Annotated in this window: 14 protein-coding genes and 1 tRNA gene; 2 read left to right on the top strand and 13 right to left on the bottom strand. The window is 66.8% G+C overall.

What is annotated here, in order from left to right; genetic code table 11:
• Positions 1-12 precede the first annotated feature (12 nt).
• The 8 genes from rplJ to Q1B08_RS18265 form a co-directional block, all read right to left on the bottom strand.
• Positions 13-525, bottom strand: coding sequence for a 50S ribosomal protein L10 (rplJ, locus tag Q1B08_RS18300; protein ID WP_299822037.1), 513 nt, complete (start codon positions 523-525; stop codon positions 13-15).
• Positions 526-873: 348 nt separating this feature from the next.
• Positions 874-1,575, bottom strand: a complete 702-nt coding sequence (gene rplA / locus Q1B08_RS18295) for a 50S ribosomal protein L1 (protein WP_299822035.1) — start codon at positions 1,573-1,575, stop codon at positions 874-876.
• On the bottom strand, positions 1,575-2,024 hold the full coding sequence (rplK, locus tag Q1B08_RS18290; protein WP_299655802.1) for a 50S ribosomal protein L11: 450 nt from the start codon (positions 2,022-2,024) through the stop codon (positions 1,575-1,577). The genes rplA and rplK overlap by 1 nt, the downstream gene beginning before the upstream one ends.
• 116 nt (positions 2,025-2,140) lie before the next feature.
• Entirely contained in the window at positions 2,141-2,674 is a 534-nt protein-coding gene (nusG, locus tag Q1B08_RS18285) for a transcription termination/antitermination protein NusG (protein ID WP_299822033.1), read from the bottom strand.
• Between the two features lie 188 nt (positions 2,675-2,862).
• Positions 2,863-3,057 (bottom strand): preprotein translocase subunit SecE, encoded by a 195-nt coding sequence (secE, locus tag Q1B08_RS18280; protein ID WP_299822031.1) that lies wholly within the window; start codon positions 3,055-3,057, stop codon positions 2,863-2,865.
• Between the two features lie 166 nt (positions 3,058-3,223).
• Entirely contained in the window at positions 3,224-3,328 is a 105-nt protein-coding gene (locus Q1B08_RS18275; RefSeq protein WP_299822029.1) for a DUF2474 family protein, read from the bottom strand.
• Positions 3,328-4,359 (bottom strand): cytochrome d ubiquinol oxidase subunit II, encoded by a 1,032-nt coding sequence (gene cydB, locus Q1B08_RS18270; RefSeq protein ID WP_299822027.1) that lies wholly within the window; start codon positions 4,357-4,359, stop codon positions 3,328-3,330. The genes Q1B08_RS18275 and cydB overlap by 1 nt, the downstream gene beginning before the upstream one ends.
• Positions 4,360-4,363: 4 nt before the next feature.
• On the bottom strand, positions 4,364-5,812 hold the full coding sequence (locus Q1B08_RS18265; protein WP_299822025.1) for a cytochrome ubiquinol oxidase subunit I: 1,449 nt from the start codon (positions 5,810-5,812) through the stop codon (positions 4,364-4,366).
• Positions 5,813-6,740: 928 nt separating this feature from the next.
• Here Q1B08_RS18265 and Q1B08_RS18260 point away from each other — a divergent pair.
• The gene (locus Q1B08_RS18260) at positions 6,741-8,198 is read left to right on the top strand and encodes an exopolysaccharide biosynthesis polyprenyl glycosylphosphotransferase (RefSeq protein WP_299822023.1); all 1,458 of its coding nucleotides are present in this window, start codon (positions 6,741-6,743) and stop codon (positions 8,196-8,198) included.
• Between the two features lie 1,183 nt (positions 8,199-9,381).
• Here the strand turns inward: Q1B08_RS18260 and Q1B08_RS18255 are convergent.
• The 5 genes from Q1B08_RS18255 to infA form a co-directional block, all read right to left on the bottom strand.
• Positions 9,382-9,456 (bottom strand) — tRNA-Phe (locus tag Q1B08_RS18255).
• Between the two features lie 87 nt (positions 9,457-9,543).
• Entirely contained in the window at positions 9,544-9,735 is a 192-nt protein-coding gene (gene yacG, locus Q1B08_RS18250; protein WP_299822021.1) for a DNA gyrase inhibitor YacG, read from the bottom strand.
• Positions 9,732-10,733 (bottom strand): ribonuclease E/G, encoded by a 1,002-nt coding sequence (locus tag Q1B08_RS18245; protein WP_299822019.1) that lies wholly within the window; start codon positions 10,731-10,733, stop codon positions 9,732-9,734. Before Q1B08_RS18245 ends, yacG begins: the two co-directional genes overlap by 4 nt.
• Positions 10,730-11,308, bottom strand: coding sequence for a Maf family protein (locus Q1B08_RS18240; protein WP_299822017.1), 579 nt, complete (start codon positions 11,306-11,308; stop codon positions 10,730-10,732). Before Q1B08_RS18240 ends, Q1B08_RS18245 begins: the two co-directional genes overlap by 4 nt.
• Before the next feature lies 1 nt (position 11,309).
• Positions 11,310-11,528 (bottom strand): translation initiation factor IF-1, encoded by a 219-nt coding sequence (infA, locus tag Q1B08_RS18235; RefSeq protein ID WP_011455993.1) that lies wholly within the window; start codon positions 11,526-11,528, stop codon positions 11,310-11,312.
• 373 nt (positions 11,529-11,901) lie between these two features.
• On the opposite strand from infA, the gene Q1B08_RS18230 reads away from it, so the two are divergent.
• On the top strand, positions 11,902-12,347 hold a 446-nt coding region (locus tag Q1B08_RS18230; RefSeq protein ID WP_299822015.1), incomplete at its 3' end, for a hypothetical protein.

The following is a 12,347-nucleotide window of genomic DNA, read 5'->3' as shown; positions in this document are numbered from 1 at the left end:
ACGATGATTGCCTCAGGCAGCCTTCTCTTCGATGGTCGAGAGAATGCTCGCGATGTTGGAAGCAGGCGCGCCGATGGCCCCCGCGATGTTCGAAGCAGGCGCGCCGATGCAGCCCGCGATGGAAGCGATGAGCTCCTCGCGGCTGGGCATCTTCGCGACCGCTGCGACACCGGCGGTGTCCAGCGCCGTATCGCCCATCGCGCCGCCGAGAATCTCCAGCTTGGAGTTGTCCCTGGCATACGCGTCGATGACCTTCGCCGCAGCGACGGGGTCCTCGGAATAGGCGAGTACGGTCATGCCCTGGAGAAGCGTGGAAATGCTGCTGGCAGCCTTCCCCTCGAGGGCAATCCTGGCGAGCTTGTTCTTGGCAACGCGGACGGACCCGCCCGCTTCGCGCATACGCGCGCGCAGGTCCTGCATTTCGGCAACTGTCATGCCTTCGTAGCGGCTGACCACCACGACGCCAGAGCTTTCGAAGATCTGGCCGAGTTCCTCGACCACTTTCTCTTTCTGGGCTCTATCCACAGTTTCACTCCAAGTGTGGAGGGGGACCCCCTCCGGCTCTCGTCGACCGGGCGGATGCCCGGCGATCCAAGTCCTTACGGGTCCTTCGCAACCCCACCCGAGCCCCGGAGAGCCCAACGGAAGCTGATCATTTCCCGTCTCGGGCAGGATTTAGCGGCCTCGGGCCAACCCGCCGTCTCGGACGAAACGACGAATCACCGGACGGGCGTCCGGAGATGCGTCGAGCCGGTCCCTAGTCCCTGCCGCTCGGAATGTGAAGCCCCGCGCGGAACAAACTCGTGAGGGGCCGGAGCCCGAAACGCGAACGGGCCCCGCGATCGCGAGGCCCGTCCGCCGGAGCGTGTACGCTCACTCGTTGCCGGTCGCGCTTTCGACGTTGACCTTGACGCCGGGCCCCATGCTGGAGCTGAGCGAGATGCTCTTGAGGTAGTTCCCCTTGGCACCCGACGGCTTCGCCTTGGTGACCGCGTCGACGAAGGCCAGCACGTTCTCACGCAGCTTGGCCGCGTCGAAGCTCGCCTTGCCAACGCCGGCATGGACGACGCCCGCCTTCTCGGCCTTGAACTGGACCTGGCCGCCCTTGGCGTCCTTCACGGCCTGCGCCACGTCCATCGTCACCGTGCCGACCTTCGGGTTCGGCATCAGGTTGCGCGGACCCAGGACCTTGCCCAGACGGCCGACGATCGGCATCATGTCGGGCGTCGCGATGCAGCGGTCGAACTCGATCTTGCCCGACTGAACCGTCTCCATCAGGTCCTCGGCGCCCACGATGTCGGCCCCGGCGGCGAGGGCTTCCTCGGCCTTCGGACCGCGGGCGAAGACGGCGACGCGGACGTCCTTGCCGGTGCCGTTCGGCAGCGAGACGACACCACGAACCATCTGGTCGGCGTGGCGCGGATCGACGCCGAGATTCATCGCGATCTCGACCGTCTGGTCGAACTTGGTCTTGGCGTTCGCCTTGATCAGTTCGATCGCCTCCTGCACGGAGATGTTCTCCTTGCCCGCGAACGCCTCGCGGGCTGCCTTTGCGCGTTTTCCAAGCTTGGCCATTACCGTACCTCGATACCCATGGACTTCGCCGAGCCCAGAACGATCTTCATCGCGGCCTCGATGTCGGTGGCCGACAAGTCCTTCATCTTCGTTTCCGCGATCTCGCGCACCTGCGCGACGCTCACGGTCCCGGCCGTCTCGCGACCCGGCTGCACCGCGCCCTTGGGGCGGTTGCGCTTGCCCACGGGTTTCAGTCCGGCGGCCTTCTTGAGGAAATACGACGCCGGGGGCGTCTTGATGTCCATCGTGAAGGACTTGTCCTGATAATAGGTGATCACGGTCGGGCACGGCGCGCCCGGCTCCATGTCCTGCGTCTTGGCGTTGAAGGCCTTGCAGAACTCCATGATGTTGATCCCGCGCTGACCGAGCGCGGGGCCGACGGGCGGGCTGGGATTGGCCTGCCCGGCCTTGATCTGCAGCTTCATCTTGCCGACGAGTTTCTTCGCCACTGGCTTTCTCCTATTCGGCGGGGAACGACGTCCCCCCTACATTTGCCCCGTCCGGGGCGACTTGCCGTGGTTCGGTCCGGACCGCCCTCGGGCGCGCCCTCGCCTTCCACGTCCGATCACGAAGCCTTGGAGACCTGCGTGAATTTCAGTTCGACCGGCGTCGCGCGGCCGAAGATGGACACGGAGACCTTGAGGCTCTGCGCCTCTTCGTCGACCTCCTCGACCTCGCCCGAGAAGCCCTCGAACGGGCCGTCCACCACGTTGACGTCCTCGCCGACGTCGAAGGTGATGAGGCTGCGCGGTGCCTCCTCGCCCTCCTGGACGCGGTTGAGGATCTGGTTCACCTCGGCGTCGCGCATCGGCATCGGCCGGCCCTGCGGCCCCAGAAAGCCGGTGACGCGGTTGATCGAGTTGACCAGATGGTAGCCCTCGTCGGACATCTCCATCCGCACAAGCACGTAGCCTGGCATGAAGCGCCGCTCGGAGGTGACCTTCTTGCCGCGGCGCACCTCGATGACCTCCTCGGTCGGCACCAGCACTTCCTCGATCTGATCCTCGAGGGATTGTTCCGCGATCGCCTGCCGGATCTGCTCGGCGACGCGCTTCTCGAAGTTGGACAGCACGCTGACCGAATACCACCGCTTCGCCATTTCTCGCTCGCGCCTCTCCGCTGGGGCCGCCCGCCCGTTCGGGGCGGAGCCGTCCAAAACATGAAACAGCGCCCATCGCGAATCGATGCGCGCCGTCACTCTCGGGTTCGCGGCCGTCTAACGTCCGTATGACGGGGTTTCAAGGCCGATGGCCACGGGACGGGCCCGAAGGCCCTTGCCCCGACCGGTCAGAACGATTCGAGAAGGGTCGTGAGCCCGGTCCGGATGACGAGATCGACGAGAAAGAAGAACGTCGCCGCCAGCATGGCGAGCAGAAACACCATGACTGTCGTCAGGACCACCTCACGCCGGGTGGGCCAGGCGATCTTGGCGATCTCGGCCCGGGTCTGCTGAATGAACTGGACGGGGTTGGTCGTGGCCATCGTCACCGCTTCCTTGTGCGAACCATGCGCGAGATAGGCCGGGCGGCGCCGCGATGCAAGGTGCGGCCCGCGCGACGCCGCGCCAGGGCACGGACCTCCTCCGCAGCAACCGCGAGCGCGCGCGGCCGCCATCCCGACAACGCGGCAGGCGGGGCCGCCGGATCGCCTACGCGATGGCCAGCCGGATCATCCCGGCCACGAAGCCCAGGAGGAGCACGGAGGCCGCCCAGATCGCGACGAACCACATTACCTTGCGAAGCCGCGGGGACATCAGTGGTACCCCGTATCCGGGTCGATCTTTCCGCGGAACACCCAATAGGCATAGGCCGTGTAAGCCAGGATGACGGGCAGCAGGATCGCCGCGCCGACCAGCAGGAAGACCTGACTCGCCCGGGGGGCGGCCGCCTCCCAGATCGTGACCTCGGTGGGCACGATATAGGGGAACATCGACACGCCGAGCCCGCCGAAACAGAGCGCGAAGAGCAGGAGCGACAGGATGAACGGCCGGTATTCGTGGTTGTGCACGGTGAGCGACTTGAACATCAGCGCCGCGATGGCGAGCACCGCCAGCGCGACCAGACCCGCCAGCGCGACGCGCCAATCCGCGAACCAGCGATTGTAGTAGCCCTCCTGCAGGAACGGCGTCCACAGGCTGACGATCCCGATAAACCCGATCGTTCCGACGCCCAGCGGCCAGGCCCGGCGGCGCATCCGCTCCTGCAGCTCGCCCGTCGTCTTCATCACCAGCCACGTCGCGCCGAGAAGCATGTAGCCCACCATCACCGCGACCCCGACGGTGAGCGAGAACGGCGTCAGCCAGTCCCACCAGCCGCCGTCGTAGATGCGTCCGGCCTTGTCGATCTCGATCCCCTGCAGGAGGCCGCCGAGCGTGATCCCCTGCGCCAGCGCGGCCAGGGCCGAGCCGCCGATGAAGGCAAGGTCCCAGACACCCCGCCACCGCTCGGTGCGCCAGCGGAACTCGAAGGCGACGCCGCGAAAGATCAGCGCGAGCAGCATCGCGATGACGGGCGCGTAGAGCGCCGGCAGGATCAGCGAATAAGCCAGCGGAAACGCCGCGAAGAGCCCGCCCCCGCCGAGGATGAGCCAGGTCTCGTTGCCGTCCCAGACCGGCGCGACCGTGTTCATCATCACGTCGCGGTCGTGCCGGTGCCGCTCCGTCGCGAACAGCATGCCGAGCCCGAGGTCGAACCCGTCGAGCACGACGTAGACCAGCACCGCGAAGGCGATGATCCCCGCCCAGATCACGGTCAAGTCGAAGGAGAATCCGTCAACGAGGGGCATGGGCTTACTCTCCCGGTTGCGCGGCCCGCGGCCGGCGGGCGGCCTCCTCCGGCGCGGGCGTCAGGCCCGCGGTCCGGACCGGACCCTTGCTGCTTTCGCCCAGCGTGGGCTCGTCGAAGACCGGCGGCCGCGACATGAGGCGCAGGATATAGAATGTCCCCGCCCCGAACACCGCGAAATAGATCACGATGAACGCTACCAGCGAGGCGCCCACGGCCGGCGCGGCGAGCGGCGCCACGCTGTCGACCGTGCGCAGGTGTCCGTAGACGGTGAAGGGCTGGCGGCCGACCTCGGTCGTGATCCATCCGGCAAGCACCGCGATCAGGCCCGAGGGCGCCATCGCGAGCGCCGCGCGGTGCAGCCAGGGCGCCTCGAAAAGCCGCCCGCGCCACCGCGCCCACAGCGACCAGAGTCCGATGCCCAGCATCGCGAACCCGATCGCCACCATGATGCGGAACGACCAGAACACGATGGCGACCGGCGGCTGATCCTCGTCGGGGATCGTGTCGAGCCCGGCCAGCGGCGCGTCGAGATGGTGCTTCAGGATCAGCGAGGAGAGCTTGGGGATGCCCACCGCGTAGTCGAGGCGCTGTTCCGCGTCGTTGGGGATGCCGAAAAGGTAGAGTGGCGCGCCGTCCGGATGGCTCCCGTAATGCCCCTCCATCGCCATGACCTTCTGGGGCTGATGCTCAAGCGTGTTGAGTCCGTGCGCGTCGCCGAGGAAAATCTGCACCGGCGCGACCAGCGTGGCCATCCACATCGCCATGGAGAACATCGTGCGCGTCGCGGTCGAGGCCCTCTGCCCCCGGCGCCGGCGGCGGAGAAGGTGGAAGGCCGCCACGCCGCCGACGATGAAGGCGGTGGTCAGATAGGCCGCCGTCACGGTGTGAGCCAGACGATAGGGGAAGGACGGGTTGAAGACGACCTGCCAGAAGTCCGTCGGCAGGAATTGTCCGGTCCCGGCGTCGATCTCGAAACCCGCCGGCGTATGCATCCAGCTGTTCACCGACAGGATCCAGAAAGCGGAGAAGAAGGTCCCGAACGCGACGGCCGCGCAGGCCGCCATGTGCAGCCCCTCGCCGACCTTCTCGCGCCCGAACAACATGATTCCGAGGAAGCCTGCCTCCAGAAAGAAGGCCGACAACACCTCGTATGCCATCGGGGCGCCGATCGTGGGCCCCGCGCGGTCCGAGAAGACTGACCAGTTCGTGCCGAACTGGTAGGACATCACGATGCCCGAGACGACGCCCATGGCGAAGGCCAGCGCGAAGATCTTCACCCAGTAACGGAACAGGTCGAGATAATGGTGCTTGCGCGTCTTCAGCCACAGCGCGTTCAGCACGGCGAGGTAGCTCGCCAGCCCGATCGTGAAGGCCGGGAACAGGAAGTGGAAGGAGACGGTGAAGGCGAACTGGATGCGAGCCAGAAGCACCGCGTCGAACGATCCGAGCATTGCGTTTCCTCAGCTCCCGCCGGCGGGCGGGTTCTCGAAGACGTCCGCGGGCGAACGCGGACACCGGGCATGGTATCCGAACCGGGGCACGAACCGCCAGCGGCTCGGCACCGATATGGGCATGGTGTTCCCCCCGCGCCATGCATGCGGCGATCCGCGCAGGCGGTTTCGGCCCCCGCCGAGTGCGACATACCGGCCCGCCCGCATCGGGAGCCGCCCGGACGTCGCGGATGGCGAGACGCTCCCGTGGCCGCCGCGGAAGCTGATCTTCTAAGATCGCGCGGTCCTCTGCCGAAGCCTGCGTGTCGAACTCGCCACCATCGCGCGCTTCCTTCCTGTCGCGTCCGCCATCCTCGGCCATGCGGTGGTAGGGGGGTCGTCCAACACGACGTCTACCGCGACCGCAGCGAAATCTCGCGGGACAACGCGCCACTCGATCTCGAGGGCGACACCGCGTCGCTCGCGTCCGACCTCCTCACGGTCCGGCACCTCGCGAAAGACGGCTACGTGATCCGCGAAGTTTGGCTCAAAACCGCCTCCCCCGGCGGTACCGGGCACGTCACCATCCACGATCCAATTCACGGGGGGCCACCCCTGCGCGCCTCCGCTTCGACATGGCCCGCACGACGCGCGAAGCTTGGCTGGGGGCATCCAAGCCAACGCGTTCCTCCCCTCCATCGCCGTCATCGCGAACGACATCGACACGCGGGAGGATACCAAGGCGCCGATACGAATGCAGATCCCGACGGCCGACCGGATAACGGGGCCAAGACCCGTCTAAACGACCCTACCCCGTGGCGAGGGCGTGGAAGCGATCCTCGATGTCGTCGCGCGCGATGCCGCGCTGCGCCCCGCGGGAACATTAGCGCGATGTTAAGGCCGGAGTGCGACACCTCCGACCGAATACGGCAGCAGGAGTTGCGCCCCGGTGAACCAGCTGTCCGACATCCGCCCGGCCGGGGAACTGAGCGAGGCCGCCACCATGGTGGCGCAGGGCCTGCGCCGGTCCGCTCTGGCGCCGGTCTGGGTCGCCTGCATTGCGATCTGCCTCGACGTGCCCATTCTTTCCGTCGCGCTCTGGTTCGCGCAATACGGCGCCATGCCGACCGAGGGCTTCGGGGCGATCCACGCGATGCTGCTCGCGATTGCGGTCGCGCTCGGCGGCTCGGTGTTCCTCGCCGTCACGGGCGGCTACGACCCGCGCATCCTGCGCCACCCCCTTCCCGCCATCGCCCGGGCGCTCGCTTCGCTGACGCTGCCGGCGGCGATCCTGTCGCTCCTCGCGGTTTCCGAGGCCGCGCCGCCGGTCTTCGCGACGGCCGTCCTCGCCTTGCTGACGGTCATCGTCCCGACGCGGATCGGGGCCGCCATCGGCTGCCGCTGGCTGCTCGACCACCACCTGCTCGACCGGCGGGCGGTGATCGCCGGTGGAGGCGAACATGCGGTCCGCCTGATCCGGGGGCTCGCCGCGCGGGAAAACAGCGACATCCGCCTTTACGGCATCTTCGACGATCGCGACGATATCCGCTCGCCCTTGCAGATCCTCGGCGTTCCGAAAATCGGCGGCTACGACGATCTGATCGCCTTTGCCCGCGCCTCCGAGATCGACATGGTCATCGTCGCGCTGCCGCTCGAGGCGAAGGCGCGAATCGAATGGCTGCTGGAGGCGTTCCGCGTTCTGCCCGTCGAGATACGTCTGTCGGCCTTCAGCCGCGACTACATCTTCGCCCAGCCGGACCGTGACCCGCTGATTTCCGCCATGCGCCGCAGCTTCGCGCCCGAACGCCGGCTGACCAAGCGCGCCTTCGACGTTGTCGTCGCCTCCACGGCGCTCGTGCTGCTGTCGCCCGTCATGCTCGTCGCCGCCATCGCGATCCGGCTGGAGAGCCGGGGCCCGATCCTGTTCCGGCAGCGCCGCCACGGCTACAACGACCGCATCATCGAGGTGCTGAAGTTCCGCTCGATGTATCACGAGATGGCCGACCCCGAGGCGAAGAAGGTCGTCCGCCGCGACGATCCCCGCGTCACCCGCGTGGGCCGCATCCTGCGGCGCAGCTCAATCGACGAGCTGCCGCAGCTTCTCAACGTGCTTCGCGGCGATCTGTCGCTTGTCGGACCACGGCCGCACGCGGTCGACGCGATGGGGAGCGACCAGCGCCGCTTCAGCCGCATGGTCGAGGGCTATTCCGCGCGCCACCGCCTGCCCCCCGGCATCACCGGCTGGGCGCAGATCCATGGCTGGCGAGGCGAGATCGACGATCCCACGAAGCTCGCCGCCCGCTTTGAGCACGACCTCTACTACATCGAGAACTGGTCGCTCTGGCTCGACATCCAGATCCTCCTGCGGACGCCGCTCAGCCTTCTCGACACGCGCTCGGCCTATTGAGCCGCGAGAACTGGTCGCGCTCACGCCGTCGGCACCGCCACGGACGGCACCGATCCGATTCGGCGTACGCAGGAGCTATGGAACTTCCTCGATCACATTCGCACGCGAACGGTCACCTGCTCCGGCGCGGCCTGACCGCCCGGACGGCGTCCATGACCAGAAGTCCTTCGGGGGTTATCGTCGCAAGACCCGAATGCGTGGCGTCGCGCCGCCCCTTTGCCCTGTCGAATGTGCGCTTTGACGGACCTGAGACGGTGGGCATTTCCACTTGGATGGTGCTCCACGCATCGCAGGCATCGCAGATCATTCGACGAGGGTTCTCGTCTCGTTTTGACATTCGCAGACTGATGCATGCGACATGACAAACCCGGTCCCATCCCTTCAGTCGCTCGCCTACCCCGACGAACTGGGGCCGAACATGCCCTGGATAAGTCCATCGCTGCATTCGAGCGACGCTGACCGGTCGCGTGCCGATCGGCCTCGATGGAGGGCCTGTTCATCGAGCGATCCCGGTTCGTTCCCGCGTCACGCATCGATGGGGTCCGCTACATCTGGCAGGACAACCTGACAGGGTATGGACGGTCGCCTCGATCTTCGCGCTCGTCGGCCTTGAGACCACGAGAGGCGCGGCACCGTAGGTCTCCGGTTAATCACGCCGCCATTCGTTGCCGTCCGGCCACCAATGCGCCACATGTTCCTCGACCAGATCTCTCTGGCCTCTTGACCGTCGACCTCAAACCGCGCGCGGTCTCCACATCGCCCACCAGTCTCGCCGTTCAGGGTCCGTTTCAAACCCTGTATATCAAGCAACTCGATCAAGCGTACCGAGGCTCTGGCTGCAGGATACTTCTCTGATTGCCGCCACAGATACCGGTCATCGGCTCAGCCGAGTAATAGCCGAGCATCCGGTATTCATGCCATCGAGCCATATTGTATCGTCGTCGATGACGCATCCGTCTCGCTTATCCCTAGGTCAGGCGCAGTTCGATCGCGGCGACCGCGAGGGCACCGAGGACAAATCCTGAGACGGCGACCGCCCCTATTGCCCTTCTCATCGAACCCTTCGCCGATTCACCGGGCAATTGCGGTAGCGAAACCTGTAGCAACTTCTGACCGACCTCGGGCCTGGAAAGCCCTATGTCCGGGCCACATCGGTCCGTCTGGCGACCATGATACGGTAAAATGGTGCCCGGGGGCGGAATCGAACCACCGACACGAGGATTTTCAATCCACTGCTCTACCCCTGAGCTACCCAGGCACGGGTGCGACGGGGGTCTCCGTCGCAGGGTGGGCATCGTCTAGGACAGGGCCGAAAGGGTGTCCAGACGAAAATCGCGCGCCGTGGTCAATGCGGGCGCGCGCGCCGCTCGGCGTCGAGGATCGCCTCCTCGATCGCTTCCTCCACATCCTCGGGATCGGTCGAGGGAACCGCGTAGGAGCCGTTCAGCCACCGGCCGAGATCCACGTCTGCGCACCGGCGCGAGCAGAACGGACGATAGGCCGGGTCGATCGGCTTGGCGCAGATGGGACAGGTCACAGCACCTCCGTCAGCGGACGGCGTTCGCGTCTGCGGGTCAACTCGAAATGACCGAGCGGGGTCCATCCGATGAGGGAGGTCTCGACGGGATCGGCCCGGAACGCGGCCCGGAGCGCGCTCTCGAAGCCTTTACGATCCTTCTTCGGCATCGGCGCGAGGTCGAGCACGATCTGACCGCCAAGGCCGCGCAGCCGCAGCTGCCGCGGAAGCTCCTTCGCCAGGGCGAGGTTCGCCCGAAGCCCCCCGGCCCCGCCTTCGGGCGTGTTCACGTCCACCGCGACGAGCGCGCGGGTCGGCTCCACATGAATCGTCGCCGGGCCGAGCGTCACGGCGGTGAAGCGCAGCGCGTCGATCTGGTCGGCGACGCTGTCCCAGTCGTCCGACGGCGTCCCCTCCCAGTCCCGCCAGGCGAGCTCCTGCGCGTCGGGGCCGTCGAGAAGGCGCTCCGCCTCCCGCCCTTCGTCGGCGAGGACCTGCGCCGCCAACGCCCATGTCGCGGACAGGTCGTCGGCCAGATCCGCCTCCGAAACCTCCGCGCAGGACGAACGCAGTATGACGCCGCAGCGACCGCGCTCGGGAACGACCCCATCGGCGATCTCGAGCAGGCGGACACGCGTGGCATCGTCATCGATGGAGCGCGCGACGTTCAGGCCGGGCGCGTCCGGCGTGACGATGCAGTAGCGCGACTTGAAAAGGACGCGGTCGCTGACGGGAACGGCCTTGCCGGGTTCGGCATGGCTGGTGACCTGCACCAGAAGGACCTGCGCCGGGGCAAGCCCCTTCGCGTTGCGGTGCCACCCGATCAGCCCGTCGCCCAGTCGGAAGAACATGCCGCCCTGCCCCTTCACCGGACGATCGCAAACGGCACGGAACACGGTGCCGGGCACCGGGACGTCGTCGTCCGCGTCGATCAGGAGGTCGTCGAGCCGGCCGTCCACCAGACGTGCCGCCGCCGGCCGACCGTCATGCAGGCCCAGAACGACTTGCGTACCCTTCATCGCCAGATCTCCAGTCCCGCCGCCTGCAACAGGTTCGCCGTCTCGTGCACGGGGAGGCCCATGACGCCGGTATAGCTGCCCTCGATCCAGCTCACGAAGGCGCCTGCCGGGCCCTGGATCGCATAGGAACCGGCCTTGCCCTCCCAATCGCCCTTGGCAAGGTAGCCCGCGATCTCGGTATCCGAAAGTCGCTTGACCTTGACGCTCGTGACCGAGGTCCGATGCCAGCTCCGCGCGCCGCGACGGACGCCGAGCGCGGTCACGACCTTGTGTCGCCGCCCGGAGACGAGGCGGAGGAAATCCGCGGCCTCCGATGCGTTGCGAGCCTTGCCCAGAATGCGCCGTCCGACCGCGACCGTGGTATCGGCGCAAAGCACCACGTCGTCCGCTTCCGCCTCGACCGCGGCGAGCTTCGACGCGGTGATCCGCTCGCAATAAACACGCGGCGGCTCACCCTTGATCGGCGTCTCGTCCACATCGGGCGGACGCACCGCGTCGGGCACGAGGCCAAGCTGAGCAAGGAGTTCGAGCCGCCGGGGAGAGCCCGACCCGAGGATCAGGCGCGGACGGGTCACGTTACTTGAAGCGGTAGTTGATGCGGCCCTTGGTCAGATCGTAGGGCGTCATTTCCACCTGAACCTTGTCGCCGGCAAGGACGCGGATGCGGTTCTTGCGCATCTTTCCTGCCGTATGCGCGATGATCTCATGGCCGTTCTCGAGTTCGACCCGGAATGTCGCGTTCGGCAGGAGTTCCTTCACGACGCCGGGGAATTCGAGCATTTCTTCCTTGGCCATGGTCTCTCCAGATGAACAGCCGCCCGGCAGGCGGGCGGCGGGATGCGCCTAGATGGTCGCATCCTTGCGGGACTTCAAGGGCGAAAGCAGGACCATCGTCGCCCGGCTTCGTTGAAGGCTGACGGAAAAAACGCCGGAGCAGCGCCCCATCGAGCCGCTGACACCCTCCGGTCCCCGTCCGACCAGCCAGCCGCTTCGGGAATTGCAGAAACTTCCCGACGGGCCGGTTCACCGAAAAGCACAAAGACGTGAGGGGCCTACGCGATGCGGACCGGGTCCCATGTCAAGCCAAGCCGTTAAAAAAACTCAAGCATTCCGGAACCGCAGCTTGGGCGACCGTGTTGGCAGGCCAGCGATGACAGGGAGATCTTGCATGAAACATACCCTTCCCACCCTTCTACTGACCACCGCGCTGACCGTTCCGTTTGCTGCCTCCGCGCAGACTCTCGAAGAGGCCTGCGCCGACCTTCAGGCCGCGATTGCCGAGGAACTGCCCGAAGGCGCCGATGAGGCGCAGATCACGCAGATCGTGGATGCCGGCGACATGGAAGCCTGCCGCGTCGAGTACGAGCGGCTGTTCGTGGCGCAGGACGCGACCGATCCGCAGCAGACCGGGACCGATCAGGCGCAGACCGAGACCAGCGCGACCGTGGCCGAGACGGAGTCGGCGACGCTGACCCTGCAGGACGAGGTCACCATCCAGGGCCGCGTGCTGCTCGATCAGACGCCGCCCCGCGTGGACATCGAGGAAAGCCCGGCCGAGGTCGAGATCGAGCCCGGCGCGCCGGACGTGACCGTGTCCGAGGGCCAGGGCGAGAT

The organism is uncultured Jannaschia sp., assembly GCF_947494025.1.
Classification (GTDB): Bacteria; Pseudomonadota; Alphaproteobacteria; order Rhodobacterales; family Rhodobacteraceae; genus Jannaschia.
Note: the sequence above shows the minus strand (reverse complement) of the source record. Positions and strands in the feature narration are given on the sequence as shown.